Consider the following 23,067-nt stretch of genomic DNA (forward strand, 5'->3'; position numbering starts at 1 on the left):
GACGGCAGCCCACTATGTAGCATACGGGTTTGCGGGGGATGATGACCGGCTGGGGGCCGCCACAGGCGGACATGGAAATGGCGGGGCTCGGCTTCGCCGGGCAGACGCCGCGCGGCGTCATTGATGGTTCCGACCTCGTGTTCACCATGGCGTTCCAGCCGATCGTGGAACTGCATGGCGGCAAGGTGTGGGGCTATGAAGCCCTCGTGCGCGGCGAGAACGGCGAAAGCGCCAGCTCCATCCTGTCCAGGGTCAGCGCGCAGACCCTCTATCGCTTCGACCAGGCCTGCCGCATCAAGGCCATCGAGATGGCCGGCAGGCTCTTCCGCGACACCGATACCAAGCTCTCCATCAACGTCCTGCCCAACGCGGTGTTCGATCCCGTCGCGAACCTCCACGTCTCGCTCAAGGCCGCGACGGCGGCCGGCCTCAGGCCGGACCAGATCGTTTTCGAGTTCACGGAGTCAGAGCGCATTCCCGAGCCGCGCTTCGCCGCCGAGATCATGTCGCGCTACCGCGACCTCGGCGTGCTGACGGCACTGGATGATTTCGGCTCCGGCTATTCCGGCCTGCTCCGCCTCGCCTCACTGCACCCCGATCTGGTGAAGATCGACATGGGGCTGATCCGCGACATCCATGAGGATTCCCGCCGGCAGGCCATCGTTTCCGCCATTGTCGGTCTGACGCGGCAGCTTGGCATCACTCTCATCGCCGAGGGCATCCAGAGCGAGGACGAATACCGCACGCTGGAGGCCATGGGCATTTCGCTGTTCCAGGGCTTCTATTTCGGCGCGCCGGAAATCGGCACCCTGCCGCAGGTGCGCATACCGCGCACCGTGCGCGGCGAGTTTCCCGTCGCCGGGCAGCGTCAGACCGCTTCGGCCATCATGCAGGGCCTGCCCTCGCTGTCGGCGGTCCAGAGCGTGAGCCCGCCCTCCGCCTGACGGATGTGCGGCGGCATGGCTTCCAGCCGCTCGATGGGCAGAGGCACGGCGTTCAGCGTCATGGGCGGGCCGTCGAAGATCGGTCGCACACTGCGGAACGAAAAGCTCTTCGGCTTGCGCTTCAGGAGACGCGCCGCGAACTCGGCCAGTAGCGTGGCCTGCAGCGGCCCATGCACCACGAGGCCGGGATAGCCCTCTTCCTCCACGCAATAGCGGCGGTCGTAATGAATGCGATGGCCATTGAAGGTGAGCGCCGAATAGCGGAACAGCAGCACCGGCGAGGTCTCGACGCTCTCCTGCCACTGCGGCTCCGGCTGCGCCTCCTCGTTGCCCGTCCCGCCCGCCGGGGCGTCGGTGCCGCGATAGACGATGTCCTGCCACTCGTGGATGGCCAGCCCCCGCGCGGTCGTGATCTCGTGCTCCACGGTCACGAAGCACAAGGTGCCCGTGCGGCCCTGCTTGATCACCACATCGGCGATGCGCGACGTGCGCCCCACCTGATCGTTGACCTTCAGCTCGTCATGCCACTCCAGACGGCTGCCGGCCCACATGCGGCGGGGCAGCGGCACCGGCGGCAGGAAACCGCCGCGCGCCGGATGCCCGTCCGGCCCCAGCGAATGCATGGGAGCAGTTGCGGGCGCGAGGCACCAGTGGGCGGTCATCACAGCCGCCTCGCCCGGCACCGGCTCGCCGGGCGGCAGGTCGAGGGTCGCGCGCATCTCGCGCACCGCACGGGCCGTAAGGAGGTCGTGCGCGGTCTCGGTGCGGCCGATCCAGGTGCGGAAATGGTTGAGATCCATGGTCGACATGAAACGGCTTTCAATAAGAACGCGGCAAGCCGAGCACATGCTCGGCGACGTAACTGAGGATCAGATTGGTGGAGATGGGGGCCACCTGATAGAGGCGGGTTTCCCGGAATTTGCGCTCCACGTCATATTCCTCCGCGAAGCCGAAGCCACCATGCGTTTGGACGCAGGCTTCCGCCGCGGCCCATGAGGCATCCGCCGCCAGCATCTTGGCCATGTTGGCTTCCTCTCCGCAATCCAGCCCCTGCTCGAACAGGCTGGCGGCGCGGTGCACCATCAGTTCGGCGGCACGCATCTGCGCATAGGCCTTGGCGATGGGGAACTGCACGCCCTGGTTCTGGCCGATGGGCCGGCCGAACACCACGCGCTCCTTGGCGTAGGCGGTCGCCTTGGCGATGAACCACTTGGCATCGCCCACGCACTCGGAGGCGATCAGGATGCGCTCCGCATTCATGCCCGAGAGGATGTAGCGGAAGCCCTTGCCCTCCTCGCCGATCAGGTTCTCGGCGGGCACCTTCATGTTGTCGAAGAACACTTCGGTGGTGGAGTGGTTCATCATCGCCCGGATCGGGCGGATGGTCAGGCCGTTGTCCTTCGCCGCGCGCATGTCCACGAGGAAGACCGAGAGCCCGTCCGTGCGTTTGGCCACCTTGTCGCGCGGCGTGGTGCGGGCGAGCAGCAGCATGAGATCGGAATGCTCGGCGCGCGAGGTCCAGACCTTCTGGCCGTTCACCACATAATGGTCGCCGCGCTTCTCGGCGAAGGTCTTCAGCGCCGTGGTGTCGGTGCCCGAGGTGGGCTCGGTCACGCCGAAGGCCTGCAGGCGCAGTTCGCCGGAGGCGATCTTCGGCAGATAAGCCTCCTTCTGGGCCTCGTTCCCGTGCCGCAGCAGGGCACCCATGATATACATCTGCGCATGGCAGGCGCCGCCATTGCAGCCCGCGCGCTGCACCTCCTCGAGGATGGCGGCCGCGGCCGAGAGCGGCAGGCCGGCGCCGCCATAGCTTTCCGGGATCAGCGCAGCGAGAAAGCCCGAGTTGGTCAGTGCCTCCACGAAAGCGGAGGGATAGGCGCTCTCGCGGTCAAGCTTGCGCCAGTATTCGCCGGGGAAGTCGGCGCAGAGCCGGCGCACCGCCTCGCGGATATCGGAAAAATTCTCGTCGATGCGGGTCTGCTCTGGTTGGCTCATGTCCGCTCCATCGGGACTCTGCGGTCCCCTTCATGATGGGTCCGCAGACTATAGCCCGGAGCAGAAATTGCGAGCCCTTTCAGCCTATTGCACTGCCCACCGCCCCAGAAATGGAACGGTGGGCCGCAGGATCGAACCTGCTCAATAAAGGCCGGTCAGATAGTAGAAGCCGATGACGAAGAAGACGGCTGAGGTCTTCACCAGCGTGATGGCGAAGATGTCGCCATAGGACTGCCGGTGCGACAGGCCGCAGACCGCCAGCAGCGTGATGACGGCGCCATTATGGGGCAGCGTATCCATGCCGCCGGAGGCCATGGCGGCCACGCGGTGCAGCACCTCCATGGGGATACCAGCCGCATTGGCCTGCGCGATGAACTGGTCCGCCATGGCGGCCAGCGCGATGGACAGACCGCCCGAGGCCGAGCCGGTGATGCCGGCCAGCGTCGTCACCGAGATCGCCTCGTTGATGAGCGGGTTTGGAATAGAGGCCAGCGCGTGGCTGATCAGCATGAAACCCGGCAGCGCCGCGATCACCGCGCCGAAGCCGTATTCGGTGGCGGTGTTGAGCGAGGCCAGCAGCGCGCCGCCCACCGCCTGCTTGGAGCCCTCCGCGAACTGGGCGGCCAGCGTGCGGAAGGCGAACAGGAAGACGGTGAGGATGCCGAGCAGCAGCGCCCCCATCACCGCCCAGATGGGCGCCACGCTGTTGGTGGCCATGGTGAGCGCGGGCTGCGCCGGGTTCAGAGTGGCGCTCGCCTCCGGCCCGAACCAGCCGGGGATGAAGCGGTTGAGCAGCAGATTGGCGATGCCCACCACCACCAGCGGCAGGATGGCGATGACCGGATTGGCCAGCGGCTGGTCCTTGTCGATCTTCGGCTCGTTGGTATGCCCCGTGCCGTAGCCCTCGCCGGCCTTCAGCGCTTGCCGGCGCCGGAAGTCCAGATAGGCGATGCCCACGCCCAGCATGAAAGCGGTGCCCACGAGGCCGAGGATCGGCGCCGCATAGGCGGTGGTGTGGAAGAAGGTGGTGGGGATGATGTTCTGGATCTGCGGCGTGCCCGGCAGCGTGTCCATGGTGAAGCCGAACGCCCCCAGCGCCACCGCCGCAGGCAGCAGACGCTTCGGGATGCCCACCTGCCGGAACAGCTCGGCACCGAACGGATAGACCGCGAACACCACCACGAACAGCGACACGCCGCCATAAGTGAGCACCGCACCCACCAGCACCACCGCCAGCACAGCCTGCCCCGGACCGAGGATGCGGATGATGGCGGAGACGATGGCCCGCGAGAAGCCGGACATCTCGATGACCTTGCCGAACACCGCCCCCAGCAGGAACACCGGGAAGTAGAGCTTCACGAAGCCCACCAGCTTGTCCATGAACAGGCCGGAGAAAACGACGGGAACGGCCGAGGGATCGGTGAGCAGCACCGCAGCCATGGCGGCGACCGGCGCGAACAGGATAACGCTGAAGCCGCGGTAGGCGACAAACATGAGAAAGGCGAGCGCGCCCAGACAGATGAGAAGGCTCATCCGGTCCTCCTAGGGATCACGCGCAGAGGGGGCGGAACGCCTCCGGCGGCTGGCGCGATCTGTCCTCCCGGCGGATGCGGGCCGCGATCCGGTCCACCCCACCGCAACAATGGTCCCGCGCCTGAGGCCGCGGGTCCGGCGATGCGGCACTTCGGGTTGATCCCGTGCCGTCTTGGCATCCGAGCATTGGGATGTTGGGACGGCTCATCCCGTCCGGAGTTGGCGCGAGGACGTCGCGCAAAGAGATGGGATGGCTGCCCGCGCAGGCGGCCGCGACCTGAGCTTGGCAGCAAGCCCAGTTGCGATGCAACACCCGTTTGTTGAGAAAGTTCCGGGGGCCGATCCGCCCCCGGATGTCACGCGCCCGAATGCCCTCAGGGCATCAGGGCGATCTGGTCGATGCCCATGGCCTCGGGGAAGCCGAGCACCAGATTCATGTTCTGGATCGCCTGACCGGACGCGCCCTTCACGAGGTTGTCCGTGGTGCAGATGACGATGGCGCGGTCCGCCTGCCGATCCGCCACCACGCCAATGTGCGCCCAGTTGGAGCCGCGCACATGGCGCGACTGCGGCACCTGGCCGAAGGGCAGCACATGCACGAAATGCTCGCCCTTGTAGAAGTCGGCGAGGATGCGATGCAGATCCTGCGCGCTCGCGCCTGTGGTCCGCACATAGATGGTGGCGTAGATGCCCCGGTTCATGGGCGAGAGGTGCGGCACGAACATGGGCTGCACGGTGCGGCCGGCGGCCTTGGAATATTCCTGATCCAGCTCGCCCATGTGGCGGTGGCCGGAGACGGAATAGGCGTGGATGCCCTCGGACACCTCCGAGAACAGCATCGCCTCCTTGGCGGAACGGCCAGCGCCGGACATGCCGGTCTTGCTGTCCACCACGATGCTGTCCGGATCGAGCGCGCCGGCTTCCAGCAGCGGCACGATGGGCAGGATGGCGGTGGTGGTGTGGCAGCCCGGATTGGCGACGAGGCGCGCCTTCCTGATCTCGTCGCGATAAAGCTCGACGAGGCCGAACACGGCTTCCTTCTGGAGATCCAGCGCGGAATGGACGTGGCCATACCACTTCTCATAGGCGCCCGGATCGGTCAGCCGGAAGTCGGCGGACAGGTCCACCACCTTCACGTTCGGCGCCTTCTCGAACACGCTCTTGATCACCGTCTGGGTGGTGGCGTGCGGCAAGGCGCAGAAGACGAGATCGACGGACGTGAAATCCACGTCGTCGATGGTGACAAGCGTCGGCAGCTTGAAGGGCGCGAACTGCGGGAAGACGTCGGCCATGGACTGGCCCGCCTTCCGGTCGGCGGTGAGCGCCACAAGCTCAACGCGCGGATGTCGCAGCAGCAGGCGCACCAGTTCCGAGCCCGTATAGCCCGAGGCGCCCAATACCGCGATCCGTGCTTTCGCTTCCGACATGACACGCTCCCGCCTGCCCGATGCAGGCCAAACTTGAGTTTCCACCGCGATGGACCGTTACGAAACCCAACGCGGGCGAAGGTCCATACACCCTTCCCATGTCGGGTAAAAGACGCGAGGGAACAGTGGGGCCGCACGCCGCCCTGTCATGCAATCCGCGCGGGTGCCCGCTAGATTACCCGGCGACATATGCAAGGGGCACCATATGGCCAACGCGGACGATCCGTTCTTCAGCACCCTGCCGCCCGAACATGCCGGCGTGGCCCGGGCCGGGGACGACGGAGACGAGATCCACCTGCCTGCCTTCGCTGCTCATTTTCCCCGTCTGGAGAGCGAATGGCTGCCCCTGCGCTGGCAGCCGGAGAGCATGGACCTGACGCCGGCCTTCCGTGATGGCCTCGTGGCTTTCGCCACCGGACAAGAGAAAGCCGCACACGCGATCCTCACGGCCATCGCCAACGCCCTGCCCGCCCTGTCGCAGACCTATGGCGAAGACCTCGCCGCCCGCTACGCGCCTGCGCTTGCTGAGTCGCTCGTCCCCCTCGCCATTACCCTGCACGATACGGGAGGTGCCGTACTCGTGGGCCTTGAGCTGGATTGCGACTGGGATCCGGAAAGCGGCCTCGGGCTGTTACTGAGCGGAGACCGCGTATTGGGCGTGGGCTTCGCGGACGTGTCCTTCAGCCCCGCCATCGCCCGCGAGGCAGCGGGTGGAGAGACCTCGGCCTTCCTTTGGGCGAGCACAACCAGCCCGACGCAAGGATAGCGTTTATCTTTACCATCGGAGGTGGCAGTCATCCGTGTATGGATGGGCTGCCCTCTGATCCGGCGACACCGCCAGAATCGTAAAGACTGCCAAGAACAGCCCTGCCTAGCGGAGACGCTTCATGAATGCACAGTTCGGCTTCAAGGATCAGTTCCTGGCGCGGATCTCGCAGACGCTCTCATCCGCCCGCACCGTAGAAGAGATCACGAGGCCGTTACTGGAACTGCTGGAATTCGTGACCGGCCTGGAAAGCACCTATCTCACGCACATCGATCTCGGGGCCGGGGTGCAGAACATCGTCTTCTCCCGCAACAGCAAGATCATGCAGATCCCCGAGGGCCTGTCGGTGCCGTGGGGCGACACGCTGTGCAAGCGGGCGATGGACGAGAAGCAGCCCTTCGCCGACGACGTGGCCACCCGCTGGGGCGATTCCGATGCGGCCAAGGCGCTGGGTATCCAGACCTACGCCTCCACCCCGGTCTATCTCGACGGAGGCTCGCTCTATGGCACGCTCTGCGCCGCCAGTTCCGAGCAGAAGCCGCTGACGCCGGACGGCAAGGAAGTCCTGACCCTGTTCTCGGCCCTGATCGCCCAGCAGATCCAGCGCGAGCAACTGGTGGAGGAACTGCAGCGGGCCAACGCCAAGCTGGAAGCCATCTCCTTCACCGACGCCCTCACCGGCCTGCCCAACCGCCGTTTCGTGCTGGATGAATTGCAGCGTCTGGTGGCCATGGCGGATCGCACCGGCCAGCGGGTGCTGGTGGCCTTCATCGACCTCGACGGCTTCAAGGGCATCAACGACACCTATGGCCACGAGGCAGGCGACGTGTTTCTGGTGCAGGTGGGCGAGCGCCTGTCGGCCGGCCTGCGCACCGGCGACGTGCTCGGACGGCTCGGCGGCGACGAATTCGTGGTGGTGGGCCTCACCTCGGCCGCGAGCGAGGAGGGTCTGACCCCGGCGGAAGCCGCCGAGCAGCGCCTCGCGCCCCTGCTGAAGGGCAAGTTCGATCTCGGTGCGGCCATCATCGACTATCCCGGCGCGAGCTTCGGCGTCATCGATGCCGATCCGGCCGAAGGCAATGCGGAGGACATGCTGCGCAAGGCCGATGCGCTCATGTACGCCAACAAGCAGGCCCGCCGGAAGCAGCTCGGCCTCAAGCCGCGTTGACGCGGCCTCGACGTTCCTGCTTTGTACGCGGGCCGGCCATGTGCGCCGAACCATAGGCCCTGCCCGGCGACTTGGTTACAAAGTTCGGCTACAAGGCCCATAATTGAAGGGCTGGCGCCCGGCGCCGGCCCTGCTGATTCGCGCGAGACCGATCCGTTTCATGTCCGATCCTGACGACCTCTTCTCCAATCCCCCTCCCTCCAAGGGCCGCAAGGCCGCGGCGACCGTCGTGCCGCAGATGGCGAGCGATTATACCGCCGCGCACATTGAGGTTCTGGAGGGGCTGGAGCCGGTGCGGCGCCGGCCGGGCATGTATATCGGCGGCACCGACGCCAAGGCGCTGCATCACCTCTTCGCCGAGGTGATCGACAATTCCATGGACGAGGCGGTGGCGGGCCATGCCACCTTCATCGAGGTGCAGCTCTCCAACGACGGCTCGCTGACCGTGACCGACAACGGGCGCGGCATCCCGGTGGAGAACCACCCGAAGTTCCCCGGCAAATCGGCCCTCGAAGTCATCATGACCACGCTGCATTCGGGCGGAAAGTTCGACAGCAAGGTCTATGAGACCTCCGGCGGCCTGCACGGCGTGGGCGTCTCGGTGGTCAACGCGCTCTCCGACGCCTTCGAGGTCGAGGTGGCGCGCAACCAGACGCTCTATCGCCAGACGTTCTCGCGCGGCGTCCCGCAAGGAAAGCTGAAGGAAGTCGGCCGCATCACCAACCGGCGCGGCACGAAGATCCGCTTCCACCCGGATGCGGACATCTTCGGCGGCAGCCTGAAGTTCGAGCCCGGCCGCGTGTTCCGCATGGCCCGCTCCAAGGCCTATCTGTTCGGCGGCGTGGAAATCCGCTGGTCCTGCGATCCGGAGCTGCTGGAAGGCACCACCGGCGTGCCGGAGAAGATGACCTTCCGCTTCCCCGGCGGCCTGCGCGACTATCTGGCTGCCGACATCGAGGGCCAGACCCTCGTGCATGGCGACATCTTCTCGGGCCAGATCAAGAAGCAGGGCGGCCATGGCTCGGCCGAATGGGCGGTGGCCTGGATCGCCGATGGCGACGGCGGCATCTCATCCTACTGCAACACGGTGCCCACCCCCGATGGCGGCACCCATGAGAACGGCCTGCGCGCGGTGCTGCTGAAGGGCCTGCGCGAGCATGGCGAACGCACCAGCCAGGCCAAGCGCGCCGCCCTCATTACGGCGGACGACGTGACCGCCGGCTGTGCGGCCATGCTCTCGGTGTTCGTGCGCGAGCCGGAATTCCAGGGCCAGACCAAGGACCGCCTCGCCACCGCCGAGGCCGCCCGCATCGTCGAGCAGGCGATACGCGATCCCTTCGACCACTGGCTCGCCGGCAATCCGGTGCAGGCCACCCGCCTGTTCGACCACGTGGTGGAGCGGGCCGAGGATCGCCTGCGCCGCAAGCAGGAGAAGGAAATCTCCCGCAAGACGGCAGTGCGCAAGCTGCGCCTGCCCGGCAAGCTGGCGGACTGCTCCAACACCGATGCGGCGGGCTCGGAAATCTTCATCGTCGAGGGCGACTCGGCGGGCGGCTCAGCCAAGCAGGCCCGCGACCGCCGTACGCAAGCCGTGCTGCCGCTGCGCGGAAAGATCCTGAACGTCGCCAGCGCAGGGCGGGACAAGCTCGCCGCCAACCAGCAGCTGGCTGATCTGTTGCAGGCGCTGGGCTGCGGCATGCTCTCGCACTATCGCGAGGCGGACCTGCGCTACGAGAAGGTGGTCATCATGACCGATGCCGACGTGGACGGGGCGCACATCGCCTCCCTCCTCGTCACCTTCTTCTACCGGCAGATGCCCAAGCTGATCGAGGAAGGCCACCTCTATCTGGCGGTGCCGCCGCTCTATCGCATCACGCAGGGGCCGAAGACGCTCTATGCCCGTGATGACGCCCACAAGGACCGGCTCCTGAAGAAGGAGTTTTCCGGGCGCGGCAAGGTGGAGATCGGGCGCTTCAAAGGCCTCGGCGAGATGATGCCGGCGCAGCTCAAGGAAACCACCATGAGCCCGCTGACGCGCACGCTGCTTCAGGTTTCCGTCGAGGAGGCCGCCCGCGCTCTCACCGATGATCTGGTGGAGCGCCTGATGGGCAACAAGCCGGAGGCGCGCTTCGCCTTCATCTCCGAGCATGCCGCCTTCGCCGGCGAGGAAATGCTGGACATCTGAACCAAAGGCCCGCTTCGAGCGGGCCTTTTTTTGATCAGGCCGGGTTTGCCGGCTCGGCGAGACGGGCGGCCTCTTCCTCCCGCTCGGCCCGCACGCGGGCCGCCAGCGGCGCAAGGCGGGAGGCTGGCCAGGCCAGCGCATACATGGCGAGGCCCGCCACCACGAACAGGGTGGTCACGGAGCCCGCGATCGCCACCACCTGCCCCGCCAGCACCGCACCGAAGGCCTGCCCGGTGAAGAAGGACGTGGCATAGAGCGACACGCCCGAGCCGCGCGCCGTCACCGCAAGCTCCGTGGACATGATCTGCAGCGTGTTGTGGATGGTGTAGAAGCCGAAGCCCATGACCGCGAACAGGCCGATGATCACATTGAGGGATGGCGCGATCGCCGCCGCCAGCATGCAGGTGCCCACGATCACCGCGCCGGTGGCGGCCATGCCGCCGAGCCCGAGCAGCCTCACCAGCCGCTGGACGAGGAAGGTGTAGCCCACCCCGCCGAGCGAATAGGCGCCCATGGTGAGGCCGGCCTCCACCGCATTGCCGAACCCCTTGGCCACGAACAGCGGCGCCACAAAGGGGAAAATGCCGAAGATGATCGCCCCTTCCGTGGCCGAGACCACGAACAGGCGGATCGAGACGGGATTGCGGAAGACTTCCTTGTAGCCATCAATCGTGGCACGAACGGACAGCTTCTGCCTCTGGCCCAGCTCGGTCAGGAACAGCATGGATCCGAGAGCCGCAAGCGCCGAGATGGCGGCAGCCACGAGAAACACCGTCCGCCAGCCGAAATAGGTGGCGATGGCCCCCGACACGATGGCACCACCCAGCTGGCCCAGCACCACGAACAGCAGGAGGCGACCCAGTGCCGCCGAGCGCTGATCGAAGGGCACGCGGTCGCCGACCAGTGCGAAGGATACCGGAATGATGCCGCCCGCCCAGCCGCCGGCCAGAATGCGCGCGGCCATGAGAAACTCGTGGTTCGGCGCGAACGCACAGGCGAGGTGGCTGAGCGTGAGGCACGAGAGCGTGATGCGGATCAGCCGCACCCGGCCGAAGGCATCGCCCACGGGGCCGAAGACCAGCTGCGTCGCGGCGTAGGGCAAGGTGAAAGCCGAGGCCAGGAGCGCCGCCGCCCGCACGGAAACGCCGAGATCCGAGGCCAGAAGGGTGAGCATCGGGTCCACCGCGCGGGTGGCAAAGGCGCTGGCGAAATCCGCGAGACCAAGAAGAGCAAGAAAAGACATCGGCAACTACACTGCCTACGCTTGAGCCGGATTCGACCAGACGCCATTGTCCTGATCCGTGCATCCGTCTGCGAAATACGATGGGCGGCGAGCATGCCGCAGGGCCTGTCTCGACCCGCTGGGACGCGGGGTCAAGCCATGGCGGCGCATGGCCCGCAGAGGGCCTCCTGCCGCAGCGCATGCCACGCACATTGACACAGCGCACAATGCTTCTATTTTCTGTGCGTCGTCCGAACTGTATTCGACTCCAAGCGCGCCGACCGACGACCACTCGTCAGGAACCGTACACGGCACGGAACCTTCGATAAGCGGGGCGCTGCCGCATCAAGCGACGCAATGTCATTTTCCGAACTCGGCCTGAGCGAAAAAGTCCTCTCGGCCGTTGAGGCCACGGGCTACACAACCCCCACGCCCATCCAGGCGCAGGCCATCCCGCACGTTCTCGCCCGGCGAGACGTTCTGGGCCTCGCGCAGACGGGCACCGGCAAGACCGCGGCCTTCACCCTGCCCATGCTCACCCTGCTGGAGCAGGGCCGAGCCCGTGCGCGCATGCCGCGCACCCTCATCCTCGAGCCCACGCGCGAACTCGCAGCCCAGGTCGAGGAGAACTTCACCCGCTACGGCAAGAACCACAAGCTGAACGTCGCGCTGCTCATCGGCGGCGTCTCCTTCGGCGATCAGGACCAGAAGCTGCTGCGCGGTGTCGATGTGCTCATCGCCACCCCCGGCCGCCTGCTGGACCATGTGGAGCGCGGCCGTCTGCTGCTGTCCGGCATCGAGGTGCTCGTCATCGACGAGGCCGACCGCATGCTGGACATGGGCTTCATCCCGGACATCGAGCGCATCTGCAAGCTGGTGCCGTTCACGCGCCAGACGCTGTTCTTCTCGGCCACCATGCCGCCGGAGATCCAGCGCATCGTCTCGCAGTTCCTCTCGAACCCGGCGCGGGTGGAGGTGTCCAAACCGGCCAGCGCCAACACCTCCATCACCCAGCTCCTCGTGGCCGCCGGCCGCGAGGACTATGAGAAGCGCGAGACGCTCCGCGAGCTGATCCGTGGTGCCGACCAGCTCCAGAACGGAATCATCTTCTGCAACCGCAAGCGCGACGTGGCAGTGGTGCATCGCTCGCTGGCCAAGCACGGCTTCAATGTCGTGTGCCTGCACGGCGACATGGACCAGCACGCCCGCACGCAGGCTCTGGACCAGTTCCGCACCGGCGAGGCCAACCTTCTGGTGGCCTCCGACGTGGCGGCGCGCGGTCTAGACATTCCGGCGGTGAGCCACGTCTTCAACTATGACGTGCCGCATCATTCGGAAGACTATGTGCACCGCATCGGCCGCACCGGCCGCGCGGGCCGCACCGGCACCTCGCTGACCATCGTCACCCATGACGAAGCCAAGTCGCTGGCCGCCATCGAGAAGCTCATCGGCAACGCCATTCCCTGGCAGGGCGAGCCTCTGGGCGAAGCCCCGCCGCGTGAGAAGCGCAGCCGTGGCGGCGACCGCCGCGAGGGCGGCCGTGGTGGCCGTGGCGAAGGTCGCGGCGAAGGCCGTGGGGAGTCCGGCGACGAGCGGCGCAACCGCCGCTCCGGCCGTGGCCGGAATAGCGAACGCGCCGAGGGCGAGGAGGTTCGCGCCGAGCGCGAGCCGCGTCCGGAGCGGGAACCCCGTGCCGAACGTGAGCCGCGCCCCGAGCGCGAGCCGCGCGAGGCCCGTGGTGAGCGCCAGCCCCGCGCCGACCGTGAACCGCGCCCCGACCGCGAGGCCCGTGCGCCCCGCGCCGAAGGCGAGGGCCGTGGCGAGCGTCAGCGCACACCCCGCTCGCCCCGTTCCGAGGGCGAGGGCAATCGTGGCGGGGACCGTGGAGGCGCGGATCGTACGGGTGGGGATCGCGGGGAGGCCAATCGCGGTCGCCGCGATCGCTCCGCCGCCAGCGAGCCCGCCGACATGTCACACCTGCCCGCCTTCCTGCTGCGCCCCGTGCGCACCAAGGCGACCAGCGGAAACTGAGCCGGCCCCGTCAGGGACTTGCGACAGAAAGTTCACGCACCACTTTAGGAAAACGCGCCTTCGGGCGCGTTTTTCATGTCAGCAACCCGCTATAAGCTGTTGTTTTATAACAACTTTCGCCGCAGAACCGTTCAACCCTCTGCGGGCAATTGCGCCAGAGCTTGGCCGGCTTCGATTGCATAGCAATCCAGGCTGAAAGGCACGCCCTGCCAAAGGCTTCAGCCGATCAGCGGCAGCACTCACCGGCTACGGGATTTGCCCGCCCGCGCCGGGGCCACCTTCGCGGCCCCCTTGGGCGCCGCAGCCTTGCCACCGCCCACGCCCAACGCATCTAGGTCCGGCGCTCCGGCATCCGGACGGGCCTTCGCGGCGCTTCGCTTCTTTTTCGGCGTTGCCTTGATCTCCCGTGCCGCCTCCAGCGCGCGATGGAACAGGCGGTCGCGCAGTTCATCGTCATCAAGGCTGGCGTCCGGCTGCGTCCAGTAGGGCAGATCCACGCGCCGCCCCTTGGCCTCATAGCCAAGCCGGGACGCGCCCATTTCTTCCAGTTCAGCGGCGAAGACGCCGTCAGCCTTCAGGAACAGGTCGCCCCGGATTTCCAGCGCGAACATCAGCCCGTCGCGGAACACGCCATGCCCGCCGAACATGCGGCGCACATCCACCGGGCCAAGGGCGGCGAATTGTTCGACGATCTCGTCCTTGTCCATCCCCTGCCCCCAGAGATTAGCCGACTCAGGCTTTCCGCAGGTCCAGCAGACGCACGGCGGCCCGCATTTCCAGCTCGCGGGCGGTGCGGCGGGCAGTGGCTTCCGCGTCCTCGCCCCAGCGCTCGATGGTCCAGTCCTCGTCCACATGGGCGGCCTTCCACGCCGCATCGGCATCGAGCCGCCCGCCCAACAACGCCACCGCCAGGAAAGCCGAGCCAGTGAGCGCGGTCAGCGTACTCAGCGCCGCCAGCGCCAGCACGTCCTCGCGCGGCAGGGCAGCGGCCACACGAGCTACCATGTCCTCCGGCTGGGCCACATGGCGGATGCCCTCGGCGAGGAAGAAACGCGCGCCATAGGTCTCGTCCAGCCACGCCAGCACGGGATCCCAATGCTCCGCCTGCCGGGCCACCAGCCCTTCGGGGCCTTCGGCGCGATAGAGCAGCAGGTCGCTGCCCATGTAGCGCACGATCTCGTCCGCCACTTCTTCGCGCGTGTTGGCGACGCCATCCAACGCCACGTTCACCAGCCGGGTCAGCGACATGGTCATGGGGTCGATGAGTTGCTCCTGCGCAGCCCATTCGGCCGCTACCGCATCTGCCAGCGCTTGCGTGGGCACGGCGAGCGGCACGCGCGCCGGGGTCTTCACCGAGCGGCCGTCCAGCAGGATCTCGAACCCGCTGTCGCCGGCCCGCGTGGAGACCTCCTTGTAGAACCGCTTGGGCAGGTTCTTGCGCCCCTCGGCGCGAATAGACGCTGCCGGATCGATGGGATCGCGGTCGAGATCGTTCAGGATGTCGCGCATGGTCGTCCCTCTTGTCTCAGGCGTCCGCCGCCGCCATCACCAGCGCCGCGATGACGTCGGGAATGTCGCGGAAATCGGTCACGATGCGATCGGCCCCCGCCGTGATCAGGCTGTCCACCGGATGATAGCCCCACGACACGCCGATGGCATGGGCGCCGGCCGCCTTGGCCATCTCCATGTCATAGGTGGTGTCGCCAATCATCACCGTACGCGCCGGCTCCGTCCCGGCCTCGGCCATGGCCTGAAGCACCATGCCCGGATGAGGTTTGGAGGGGGCGATGTCCGCCGTCTGGATGGCCGCGAACCAGCCCTCCATCGCATAGGCCTTGAGCAGCCGGTCCACGCCCCGCCGCGCCTTGCCGGTGGCCATGCCCAGCAGGAATTCGTCGCGCCCCCGCAAGGCGATCAACGTTTCCATCACATGCGGGAACATGGGTTCCGTTTCCGGCTTGCGCGCGTGCATGGTGTTGAAGGCCTCCTTATAGGCCTCCACCATCAGCTCAGGCGGCGGAAAGTCGGGCGAATCCGCGCCCAGCACCAGAAACACCTCGCGCAGCGACAGGCCGACGATGGAGAGCGTGCGTTCGCGGGTGGGCGGCACCAGCCCCTGCCCGCGATAGGTGGCCTCCATGGCGGCGACGATCATGTGCTGGCTGTCCACCAGCGTGCCGTCGCAATCGAAGAGGGCGAGAATGGGCTCAGGGGCGGCGGGGGGCATCGTTCTGGCTCAGCTGATCGGTGTCTACGTCGAGAGTCCAGGAGGCGCCATTCGGATCCTGGAACACCACGGTCTTGATGCCACGCGCCTTGCACTGGCGCGCGAACGGGCCGCCGGCGATCAGATCCACGGCGGTCTTGGCCGGGAAGCTGAACTTCAGCGTGACGACGGTGTTCTCCGGCCCGCCGGCGGTCACGGCGATATCGAGGCCGTTCTCCTTGAAATTGTCCTGCGTGGTCTTGGCGAAGGCCGCGCGGGTCTGCGGATCGCTGGGGATGTCCGGCAGCGCCGGACGCCCCGCGCCCGGCGGCAGGGCCTGCAACGGCCCCGTGGTGGGCGCCATGGGGGCGGCCGGAACGGGTGCCGAGGCCTGGCTCTGGGGCGCGGGCGGCACGGGCGTCGGCGCCGGATCAGGAGCGGGAGGTTCAGGCACAACCGGCGCGGCGGCCTGCTGCTGCGCGGGCAGGTTCGTCTCGGCAGGCTTCCTTGCGGGGCTCAGCAGCAACCAGACACCGGCACCCGCAGCCAGCGCGACCAGGACGCCCAGAACGCCCACCAGAACCGGCAGCGCGCTCCGGCGCGGCGCGGAGGGGGGCGGCAGGTCCATGCCGCAGGCGGGGCATTGCACATCCCGGGGATGCACCCTCGCACCGCAGCCGGGACAGGTCTCGGGCTGTGGGGACATGGGCACCTCCAGAAAACAGAACGAAAAAGCCCCCGCCAAGGCATCGCCGGCACGGGCGGGCACGTTTAACAGACAGCGCAGAGTCTTCCTACCTGCCGCACGCCGCCCAGATATGCGGCTCCGCCGGGCAAAAATACGGCCTCCAGCCCGCCGACGCGGCGATTGGACCTAAGTTCACCTTGATTGCCCACGCGCACGACTGTAGTGGACGATAAGGCCCGTCCGGTGATGGGCGAGCCGGCGTCCGTCCACGGCGAATCCTGCTATCGCAAGGGAAAGCTGCGGATGGGTGCGATGCCGGAGCCGTGGTGAACACGCTCGGCAGGGGCAAAGCCCCACGGGAGTTAGTATCCCTCGGGAGGGGAACGTCTTGAACGCCTTGCTCAAGCTCAGCCGTGGCATTGACGGCATCGGCGCCTTCTTCGGCAACATCGCCGACTGGCTGGTGCTTGCCGCCGCCTTCATCAGCGCCACCAACGCCACCGTGCGCTATCTCGTGAACTACAGCTCCAACAGCTGGCTCGAGATCCAGTGGTACATGTTCGGCGGCATGGTGATGCTGGGCGCCGCCTACACGCTCAAGAAGAACGAGCACGTGCGCGTGGATCTGGTCTACGGCTCCCTGTCCGACCGGGGCCGGCTGTGGATCGACACCATCGGCTTCACCGTCTTCTTCCTGCCCATCATCGGCCTGCTCACCTATCTGTCGTTCAACTTCTTCTGGGGTTCCTTCGTCTCCAAGGAAGTGTCCATGAACGCGGGCGGCCTGATCCTGTGGCCCGCCAAGGCGCTGCTGCCGGCGGGCTTTGCCCTCCTGTTCCTGCAGGGCATTTCCGAGCTCATCAAGCGCGTGGCCGCGCTGACGGGGCGGCTTAATCTCGACACCCACTACGAGAAGCCGGTCCAGTAAGGCCCAACCCAAAACAAACAAGAACGCGCCCAGTCATTCGGGGGGAATTCCATGTTTTCGCACGGCATCATGCCGCCGCTCATGTTCGGGGGAATGATCCTGTTCCTCCTGGCGGGCTTTCCGGTCGCCTTCTCGCTGGCGTCGGTGGGCATCGTGTTCGGCATCATCGGCGTCTGGACGGGCCATTTCGACGTGGGCTTCCTGCAGGCCCTGCCGTTCCGCTTCTACGGCATCATCTCCAATGACCTGCTGCTGGCGATCCCCTTCTTCACCTTCATGGGCGCCGTGCTGGAGCGCTGCGGCCTTGCGGAAGACCTGCTGGAAGGCACCGGCAAGCTGTTCGGCAAGGTGCCGGGCGGCCTCGCTTATGCGGTGATCATCGTCGGCGCCATTCTTGGCGCCATCACCGGCACGGTGGCGGCCTCGGTGATCGCCATGGGCATGATCTCGCTGCCCATCATGATCCGCTATGGCTACGACGTGCGCCTCGCCACCGGCGTGATCGCGGCCTCGGGCACCATCACCCAGCTCATCCCGCCCTCGCTGGTGCTGGTGGTGCTGGCCGATCAGCTCGGCCGCTCCGTGGGCGACATGTATCTGGGCGCCATCGGCCCCTCGATCCTCCAGGTCGTCATCTTCCTCGGCTATATCATCGTCCTGTCCATCTTCCAGCCGCACAAGGTGCCGCCGCTGCCGCCGGAAGCGCGCGGCGAGCCGGGCCTGGCGCTGGTGCTGCGCGTGCTGTGGGGCATGGTCCCCTCCGTCGTGCTGATCTTCCTCGTGCTCGGCACCATCTTCATGGGCCTCGCCACGCCGACGGAATCGGGCGCCATGGGCGCCATGGGTGCCATCGTGCTCGCCGCTCTGCACCGCCGCCTCACCTGGCCGCTGCTGCGGGAGGGCATGGCCACCACCATGCGCATCACGTCCATGGTGGTGTTCATCCTCATCGGCTCCACCGTCTTCAGCCTGGTGTTCCAGGGCATGGACGGCGCCCGCTGGATCGAGCACCTGCTGACCGGCCTGCCCGGCGGCTCGGTGGGCTTCCTGATCTTCGTCAATATCTTCGTGTTCTTTCTGGCGTTCTTCCTCGACTTCTTCGAGATCGCCTTCATCATCATCCCGCTGCTGGCCCCGGTGGCGGCCAAGCTCGGCATCGATCTCGTGTGGTTCGGTGTGCTGCTCTGCGTGAACATGCAGACGAGCTTCATGCATCCGCCCTTCGGCTTCGCGCTCTTCTACCTGCGCGGCATCGCGCCCAAGTCGGTGAAGAGCTCGGACATCTACTGGGGCGCGGTGCCGTGGGTGTTCATGCAGATCCTGCTGGTGATCATCGTCATCGCGTGGCCGGAGAGCGTGACCTACTGGCTCGGCAGCGATCCGGTGGACGACGGCAAGACCATCGACCTGATGGCCCCGCCCGACACCGCCCCGCCCCCGCTCGACTTCAAATGAGCGGGCGGCGCGAGCCCGCCTGAAACACAAAAGCCGGCCCCGGATCGAACCGGGGCCGGCTTTTTGTTTTGGATCGGGAAGGCTTCAGCCCCTCACTTCTCCGGCGCGTCCTCGATGGGGTCGTACTGGCTGGCATCGAAGCCCAGCACGGACCAGGACTGCTGCATGTGCGGGGGCAGCGGCGCGGAGACGTCGATCATGCCATTCCCGCGCGGATGCGGGATGATCAGGCGACGGGCCAGAAGGTGCAGCTTGTTCTGCAGGCCGCCGGGGAATTCCCAGTTCTCGATGTTGAAATACTTCGGATCACCCACGATGGGGTGGTGGATGTGGGCGAGATGGGCGCGGATCTGGTGCGTGCGCCCCGTCACCGGCTTCAGCGACAGCCAGCTCAGCCGCTGCGCGGCCTGCTCAACCACAGCGTAATAAGTGATGGCGTGGCTCGCATCCTCCTCGCCATGGCGGGCGACGCGCATGCGCTCCTCACTCTCCTCGCGGGCGAGATAGGTGGAGATGCGGCCCTGGCGCGGCTTCGGCACGCCCGGCACCAGTGCCCAATAGACCTTGCGGGCATCACGCGAGCGGAAATTCTTGGCCAGTTGCGCGGCGGACAGACGGTTCTTGGCGATCAGCAGACAGCCGGCCGTGTCCTTGTCGATGCGGTGCACGAGGCGTGGCTTCTGGCCGGACTTGTCGGTGAACGCCTCCAGCATGCCGTCGATATGTCGGAAGGTGCCCGAGCCGCCCTGCACGGCGATGCCGGCGGGCTTGTTCAGCACCATCACGTCCTTGTCCTCGAACAGGATGATGGAGCGGATGAATTCCGCATCGGTCTGCTCGCGACGGGCGGCGGCGCGCACCTGATGGGCCGGCGGGGCGAACGGACTGCCAGAAGCGCCGAACACGCCCTCCCCCTCGCTCTTCGCCCTCTTGGGCGCGGAAGCACCGGCTTCAGACGGCGCGTCGGACGCTGCCTCGGCCGGAGCATCGGCGCCGAGCGGCGGCACGCGCACGCTCTGGCCAGGCTCCAGACGGGTGGAGGTCTTCACCCGGCCACCGTCCACACGCACCTGTCCGGTGCGCACCAGCTTCTGCAGGTGGCCGAAGGAGAGATCGGGAAAATGCGCCTTGAACCAGCGGTCGAGGCGCATGTCCGCCTCGTCCTCAGTCACCCGTTTCAACTCCACCGCCATGTCTGCTCCAGCGCCTCGCGCCCGTCGTGTGCAATTTGCCCCTAACGGTCACAGATCGCACGCGCCGTCCAGCCCCTTGCACGCACACCCCACGGGCGCGGCACGCAAGGCGACAGGCAGTTTCAGAGCTTCAGGCTCGCCTCCACGGCGTCATAGGTGGCCTTGTGAGCGTCATAGCTGTCCTCGGGTGCGGTGTAGATGAAGGTCACGATGCTGCGGTCCTTCACCAGCACGGAGACGCTCTGGCGCAGGGTCGGCTTGCCCTCCTCCATCGTCGCGCAGGCCATGCGCTGGGCGGCGATGCCGGCGATCGTGGCGTCCTCCAGCGACCCGCACTCGGTTCTGCGGGTGCCTGTGGGCGCGCGCATCTGCTGCTGTTGGGCCAGAAGGCCGGCTTCCGTCTTCAGGTCCGGCGCCGGGCCTTCGGTTCGATTGAAGGCGAAGAAGACGATGATGGCGTCTGGCTTGCCGTCCGGGCCGGCCTTGGCGGCGAGGCGCTGCATGCCGGACACCGGCGTGCCGTCCGGCCCACGGCTCTGCAACGGCCGCTCGCCCACCTGCCAGCCGTCCGGCCATGTCACCTGCGCATCCGCCGCATGGGAGGCGGACGGACCCAGCAGGCCAGCCCCCAGAACCAGAGCGAGGGTGCAGGCACGGATACGCGCAGATGTCATGAAATCTCCCGTCGATGGGTGTCCGGGTCTCAGAACCGCAGGCTCTTCTCGACAGCCTCGAACACCAGCCGGCTCTCCTCATAGGCTTTCGGCGGCGCGGCGAAAATCAAAGTGGCGCGAACAGCCCCCTTCACGACGACCATAACATGCGTCCGGAGAACCGGTCTGCCCGGTCTGGTGACGCAGCTCATGCGCCGAGCCGGCAGGCCCGCGAGCATGGCGGGCTCAAAGGCGCCGCACTCAACCTGCTCGCTGGCCGGACGGTGCGCATAGACCTGCTGGATGGCCTGCGCCTCCTCTTCCAGCTCTGCCGCTTCCCCGCTTTCATAGGTCAGGATGGAGAAGGAGATCATCCCCTCCACATTGCGCTCCGGGGTGGTGCGGATGGCGGTCAGATTGGTGATCTTCGCGCCCTCGGGCTGCACGGGCACCGAAATGGCCTTTGGCTCCCAGCCCTCCGGCCATGTGATGCCGGGTTCGGCCCATGCTGCGGTTGAAAGAACGAGGCCGGCCGACAGGCCCGCTGCCCACATGTGGCAGCGGGAAACAGACTCACGCATACACAGTCCATCATCTTGTTTCGGCACGGATATTTCCGTGCCCTCGCTTCCCCGCGCGCCGCACCCTAGGGCGTTTCCGTGTTTCATGGAAACCCAGCAACGCTCCAACTCTTTGATAGAGAACGTGCTCCAGCCAGAGCGGCACGCGCTGTTACCCCAGCGCCCGCACCAGCCCCAGACCGGCGAACACCGCGACCAGACACAGCACCAGCGATCCCGCCGCATAGGCGGCCGCCTGTCCCATCTCGCCGCGCTCCACCAGCACGGCGAATTCGAGCGAGAAGGTGGAGAAGGTGGTGAAGCCGCCGAGGATTCCGGTGGTGAGGAAGAGCCGCACATGCTGCGGCAGCATCGTGCCCGCGCCTGCCTTGAAGGCGAACCATGCGGTGAAGACGCCCATGATGAAGCAGCCGGCGATGTTCACCAGCATGGTGGTGAGCGGAAAGCCGGTCATCCCGAACAGCCGCGCCCCCGCCAGATTCGCGAAATGCCGCATCAGGCCGCCGAAGCCCGCGCCGAGGAAAACCGCAATGGCAGGAAGCATCACACGCTCCGAAGGGGTGGAAGGCGAGGCAAGCGCACGCGCGAGAAACGCGCATCCGAGCCGAGCATAGACAGAGCACAACCGCGCTGTCCCGGCCTTCGCACCCGCACGGCAGCGGCCCCCCCGGCTCAGTCGCGCTGACGGTCCGCCTTCAGCTTCGCCCAATAGTCGAGGCGCTTCTTCACGTCCCGCTCGAAGCCGCGTTCGTTGGGCTGATAGAGCTGTGGGCGGTTCGGCCCGGAGAGCTGGTCGGGGAAGAATTCCTGCCCCGCATAAGCATCCGGATAATCGTGGTCGTAGCGATAGCCCTCATGATAACCGAGCTCCTTCATGAGCTTGGTGGGGGCGTTGAGGATGGATTTGGGCGGCGTCAGCGAGCCGGTCTGCTGCGCCAGCGACAGCGCCGCATTGAAGGCGGCATAAGCGGCGTTCGATTTCGGCGCGGTGGCCACATAGGCGATGGCCTGCGCCATGAACAGCCGACCTTCCGGCCAGCCCACGCGCTCGAACGCCGTCCAGGCCGCCACCACCTGCGGCATGGCCTGCGGATCGGCCATGCCCACATCCTCGGAGGCACAGCAGGCGAGACGGCGGAAGATGGTGCCGGGATCCTCGCCGCCGGTCATCATGCGCGCCGCCCAGTACATGGCCGCATTCACATCCGAACCGCGCAGGCTTTTGTGGAAGCAGGAGAGCAGATTGTAATGCTCCTCCTGGCCCTTGTCATAGACGGGTGCACGCTTCTGCACGGTCTGGGCAAGGCCCGCCACATCGAGGTCCGGCCCCTCGGGAAGCGCCAGAAGCTCCTCCACGAGGCCGAGCATGTAGCGGCCGTCGCCGTCGGCCATCTCGGTGAGGGCGGCGCGGGCATCGGCATCCAGCGGCAGGCGGCGGCCGGAATGGGTTTCGGCCCTCTTCAGCAGGCCCATGAGGGCCGGCTGCTCCAGCCGCTTCAGCACATAGACCTTCGCCCGGGAGAGCAGGGCCGCCACCATGGAGAAACTCGGGTTCTCCGTGGTGGCGCCGATCAGCACGATGGTGCCGTCCTCCACATGGGGGAGCAGCGCATCCTGCGTGGTGCGGTTGAAGCGGTGCAGCTCATCCACGAACACGGCAGTCTGCTTGCCGGCGCCGGTGCGCAGGCTGCGCGCTGCTTCCACCACCTTGCGCAGATCGGCGACGCCGGAGAGCACGGCGGAGAGCTGCACGAACTCCAGTCCCATGCCCTTGGCGACGAGGCGGGCGATGGTGGTCTTGCCCGAACCGGGCGGCCCCCAGAGGATGAAGGAGGACAGGCGCTTGCCCTTCACCATGCGGCCGATGGGGCCGTCGGGACCGAGCAGATGCTCCTGCCCGATCACATCCTCCAGCCGCTGCGGGCGCAGCACCTCCGCCAGGGGGCGCGGTGCAGTGTCCTCGAACAGCGACAGGGTCATCTCATCTCTCCGCGGCACCGGCTGAGGCCGCCGCCCTCATGAACGTGCACGCCGCTCATCCCCGGCGCGACAGGTGCCCTCCCCCGCGACCGGGAGAGGGCTTGGTCTCATG

The 23,067-nt window shown here is 66.9% G+C and carries 21 protein-coding genes; 7 read left to right on the top strand and 14 right to left on the bottom strand.

The window, feature by feature from the left end:
• Window positions 1-38 precede the first annotated feature (38 nt).
• A complete protein-coding gene (locus IEW24_RS11830) occupies window positions 39-944 on the top strand; it encodes an EAL domain-containing protein (protein WP_244644316.1) in 906 nt (301 codons plus the stop codon).
• Here the strand turns inward: IEW24_RS11830 and IEW24_RS11835 are convergent.
• From IEW24_RS11835 to argC, 4 genes are all read right to left on the bottom strand, one after another.
• Window positions 869-1,753 carry an HTD2 family dehydratase gene (locus IEW24_RS11835; RefSeq protein WP_188578672.1) on the bottom strand — a complete coding sequence of 295 codons (885 nt, stop codon included), beginning with the start codon at window positions 1,751-1,753 and terminating at the stop codon, window positions 869-871. The two genes, IEW24_RS11830 and IEW24_RS11835, sit on opposite strands and share 76 nt — an antisense overlap.
• Before the next feature lie 10 nt (window positions 1,754-1,763).
• Window positions 1,764-2,939, bottom strand: coding sequence for an acyl-CoA dehydrogenase family protein (locus tag IEW24_RS11840; RefSeq protein WP_188578674.1), 1,176 nt, complete (start codon window positions 2,937-2,939; stop codon window positions 1,764-1,766).
• A gap of 141 nt (window positions 2,940-3,080) precedes the next feature.
• Window positions 3,081-4,472 carry a GntP family permease gene (locus IEW24_RS11845; protein ID WP_188578676.1) on the bottom strand — a complete coding sequence of 464 codons (1,392 nt, stop codon included), beginning with the start codon at window positions 4,470-4,472 and terminating at the stop codon, window positions 3,081-3,083.
• Between the two features lie 374 nt (window positions 4,473-4,846).
• Window positions 4,847-5,899, bottom strand: a complete 1,053-nt coding sequence (argC, locus tag IEW24_RS11850; protein ID WP_188578678.1) for an N-acetyl-gamma-glutamyl-phosphate reductase — start codon at window positions 5,897-5,899, stop codon at window positions 4,847-4,849.
• Between the two features lie 205 nt (window positions 5,900-6,104).
• On the opposite strand from argC, the gene IEW24_RS11855 reads away from it, so the two are divergent.
• From IEW24_RS11855 to parE, 3 genes are all read left to right on the top strand, one after another.
• Entirely contained in the window at window positions 6,105-6,665 is a 561-nt protein-coding gene (locus IEW24_RS11855) for a DUF6985 domain-containing protein (RefSeq protein ID WP_188578680.1), read from the top strand.
• 121 nt (window positions 6,666-6,786) lie between these two features.
• Complete coding sequence (locus IEW24_RS11860; RefSeq protein ID WP_188578682.1) at window positions 6,787-7,833, top strand: sensor domain-containing diguanylate cyclase; 1,047 nt, start codon at window positions 6,787-6,789, stop codon at window positions 7,831-7,833.
• Window positions 7,834-7,993: 160 nt separating this feature from the next.
• Window positions 7,994-10,018, top strand: coding sequence for a DNA topoisomerase IV subunit B (gene parE / locus IEW24_RS11865; protein ID WP_188578684.1), 2,025 nt, complete (start codon window positions 7,994-7,996; stop codon window positions 10,016-10,018).
• Window positions 10,019-10,052: 34 nt separating this feature from the next.
• On the opposite strand, the gene IEW24_RS11870 is transcribed toward parE, so the two are convergent.
• Window positions 10,053-11,261: an MFS transporter gene (locus IEW24_RS11870; protein ID WP_188578686.1), complete on the bottom strand. Its 1,209-nt coding sequence runs from the start codon at window positions 11,259-11,261 to the stop codon at window positions 10,053-10,055.
• 336 nt (window positions 11,262-11,597) lie between these two features.
• On the opposite strand from IEW24_RS11870, the gene IEW24_RS11875 reads away from it, so the two are divergent.
• Complete coding sequence (locus IEW24_RS11875; RefSeq protein WP_188578688.1) at window positions 11,598-13,271, top strand: DEAD/DEAH box helicase; 1,674 nt, start codon at window positions 11,598-11,600, stop codon at window positions 13,269-13,271.
• A gap of 239 nt (window positions 13,272-13,510) precedes the next feature.
• Here IEW24_RS11875 and IEW24_RS11880 read toward each other — a convergent pair whose 3' ends face one another.
• Genes IEW24_RS11880 through IEW24_RS11895 form a run of 4 tightly spaced genes read right to left on the bottom strand, consistent with a single transcriptional unit; the run spans window position 13,511 to window position 16,183 of the window.
• Entirely contained in the window at window positions 13,511-13,978 is a 468-nt protein-coding gene (locus tag IEW24_RS11880; protein ID WP_188578690.1) for a TfoX/Sxy family protein, read from the bottom strand.
• A 25-nt stretch (window positions 13,979-14,003) separates the two neighbouring features.
• On the bottom strand, window positions 14,004-14,780 hold the full coding sequence (locus tag IEW24_RS11885; RefSeq protein WP_188578692.1) for an ATP12 family chaperone protein: 777 nt from the start codon (window positions 14,778-14,780) through the stop codon (window positions 14,004-14,006).
• Window positions 14,781-14,796: 16 nt separating this feature from the next.
• Window positions 14,797-15,498, bottom strand: a complete 702-nt coding sequence (locus IEW24_RS11890; protein WP_188578693.1) for an HAD-IA family hydrolase — start codon at window positions 15,496-15,498, stop codon at window positions 14,797-14,799.
• The gene (locus tag IEW24_RS11895) at window positions 15,479-16,183 is read right to left on the bottom strand and encodes a hypothetical protein (RefSeq protein ID WP_188578695.1); all 705 of its coding nucleotides are present in this window, start codon (window positions 16,181-16,183) and stop codon (window positions 15,479-15,481) included. The genes IEW24_RS11890 and IEW24_RS11895 overlap by 20 nt, the downstream gene beginning before the upstream one ends.
• A gap of 370 nt (window positions 16,184-16,553) precedes the next feature.
• Here IEW24_RS11895 and IEW24_RS11900 point away from each other — a divergent pair, with 370 nt between their 5' ends.
• Entirely contained in the window at window positions 16,554-17,093 is a 540-nt protein-coding gene (locus IEW24_RS11900; RefSeq protein ID WP_188578697.1) for a TRAP transporter small permease subunit, read from the top strand.
• Window positions 17,094-17,144: 51 nt separating this feature from the next.
• Window positions 17,145-18,548, top strand: coding sequence for a TRAP transporter large permease (locus tag IEW24_RS11905; RefSeq protein ID WP_188578699.1), 1,404 nt, complete (start codon window positions 17,145-17,147; stop codon window positions 18,546-18,548).
• Between the two features lie 92 nt (window positions 18,549-18,640).
• On the opposite strand, the gene IEW24_RS11910 is transcribed toward IEW24_RS11905, so the two are convergent.
• The 5 genes from IEW24_RS11910 to IEW24_RS11930 form a co-directional block, all read right to left on the bottom strand.
• Window positions 18,641-19,741: an RluA family pseudouridine synthase gene (locus IEW24_RS11910; RefSeq protein ID WP_188578701.1), complete on the bottom strand. Its 1,101-nt coding sequence runs from the start codon at window positions 19,739-19,741 to the stop codon at window positions 18,641-18,643.
• A gap of 122 nt (window positions 19,742-19,863) precedes the next feature.
• Window positions 19,864-20,415 (bottom strand): DUF4946 domain-containing protein, encoded by a 552-nt coding sequence (locus IEW24_RS11915; protein ID WP_188578703.1) that lies wholly within the window; start codon window positions 20,413-20,415, stop codon window positions 19,864-19,866.
• A gap of 29 nt (window positions 20,416-20,444) precedes the next feature.
• Window positions 20,445-20,975: a DUF4946 domain-containing protein gene (locus tag IEW24_RS11920; RefSeq protein WP_188578704.1), complete on the bottom strand. Its 531-nt coding sequence runs from the start codon at window positions 20,973-20,975 to the stop codon at window positions 20,445-20,447.
• Between the two features lie 151 nt (window positions 20,976-21,126).
• Complete coding sequence (gene crcB / locus IEW24_RS11925) at window positions 21,127-21,519, bottom strand: fluoride efflux transporter CrcB (RefSeq protein ID WP_188578706.1); 393 nt, start codon at window positions 21,517-21,519, stop codon at window positions 21,127-21,129.
• Between the two features lie 128 nt (window positions 21,520-21,647).
• Window positions 21,648-22,955, bottom strand: a complete 1,308-nt coding sequence (locus IEW24_RS11930) for a replication-associated recombination protein A (protein ID WP_188578708.1) — start codon at window positions 22,953-22,955, stop codon at window positions 21,648-21,650.
• Between the last annotated feature and the right edge of the window lie 112 nt (window positions 22,956-23,067).

It is taken from the genome of Azorhizobium oxalatiphilum (assembly GCF_014635325.1).
GTDB lineage: Bacteria > Pseudomonadota > Alphaproteobacteria > Rhizobiales > Xanthobacteraceae > Azorhizobium > Azorhizobium oxalatiphilum.

Excerpts from the sequence above, each read along its gene's own strand:
- IEW24_RS11830 (WP_244644316.1), top strand. The coding sequence starts at position 39 with ATGATGACCGGCTGGGGGCCGCCACAGGCGGACATGGAAATGGCGGGG.
- IEW24_RS11835 (WP_188578672.1), bottom strand. The coding sequence starts at position 1,753 with ATGTCGACCATGGATCTCAACCATTTCCGCACCTGGATCGGCCGCACC.
- IEW24_RS11840 (WP_188578674.1), bottom strand. The coding sequence starts at position 2,939 with ATGAGCCAACCAGAGCAGACCCGCATCGACGAGAATTTTTCCGATATC.
- IEW24_RS11845 (WP_188578676.1), bottom strand. The coding sequence starts at position 4,472 with ATGAGCCTTCTCATCTGTCTGGGCGCGCTCGCCTTTCTCATGTTTGTC.
- argC (WP_188578678.1), bottom strand. The coding sequence starts at position 5,899 with ATGTCGGAAGCGAAAGCACGGATCGCGGTATTGGGCGCCTCGGGCTAT.
- IEW24_RS11855 (WP_188578680.1), top strand. The coding sequence starts at position 6,105 with ATGGCCAACGCGGACGATCCGTTCTTCAGCACCCTGCCGCCCGAACAT.
- IEW24_RS11860 (WP_188578682.1), top strand. The coding sequence starts at position 6,787 with ATGAATGCACAGTTCGGCTTCAAGGATCAGTTCCTGGCGCGGATCTCG.
- parE (WP_188578684.1), top strand. The coding sequence starts at position 7,994 with ATGTCCGATCCTGACGACCTCTTCTCCAATCCCCCTCCCTCCAAGGGC.
- IEW24_RS11870 (WP_188578686.1), bottom strand. The coding sequence starts at position 11,261 with ATGTCTTTTCTTGCTCTTCTTGGTCTCGCGGATTTCGCCAGCGCCTTT.
- IEW24_RS11875 (WP_188578688.1), top strand. The coding sequence starts at position 11,598 with ATGTCATTTTCCGAACTCGGCCTGAGCGAAAAAGTCCTCTCGGCCGTT.
- IEW24_RS11880 (WP_188578690.1), bottom strand. The coding sequence starts at position 13,978 with ATGGACAAGGACGAGATCGTCGAACAATTCGCCGCCCTTGGCCCGGTG.
- IEW24_RS11885 (WP_188578692.1), bottom strand. The coding sequence starts at position 14,780 with ATGCGCGACATCCTGAACGATCTCGACCGCGATCCCATCGATCCGGCA.
- IEW24_RS11890 (WP_188578693.1), bottom strand. The coding sequence starts at position 15,498 with ATGCCCCCCGCCGCCCCTGAGCCCATTCTCGCCCTCTTCGATTGCGAC.
- IEW24_RS11895 (WP_188578695.1), bottom strand. The coding sequence starts at position 16,183 with ATGTCCCCACAGCCCGAGACCTGTCCCGGCTGCGGTGCGAGGGTGCAT.
- IEW24_RS11905 (WP_188578699.1), top strand. The coding sequence starts at position 17,145 with ATGTTTTCGCACGGCATCATGCCGCCGCTCATGTTCGGGGGAATGATC.
- IEW24_RS11910 (WP_188578701.1), bottom strand. The coding sequence starts at position 19,741 with ATGGCGGTGGAGTTGAAACGGGTGACTGAGGACGAGGCGGACATGCGC.
- IEW24_RS11915 (WP_188578703.1), bottom strand. The coding sequence starts at position 20,415 with ATGACATCTGCGCGTATCCGTGCCTGCACCCTCGCTCTGGTTCTGGGG.
- IEW24_RS11920 (WP_188578704.1), bottom strand. The coding sequence starts at position 20,975 with ATGCGTGAGTCTGTTTCCCGCTGCCACATGTGGGCAGCGGGCCTGTCG.
- crcB (WP_188578706.1), bottom strand. The coding sequence starts at position 21,519 with ATGCTTCCTGCCATTGCGGTTTTCCTCGGCGCGGGCTTCGGCGGCCTG.
- IEW24_RS11930 (WP_188578708.1), bottom strand. The coding sequence starts at position 22,955 with ATGACCCTGTCGCTGTTCGAGGACACTGCACCGCGCCCCCTGGCGGAG.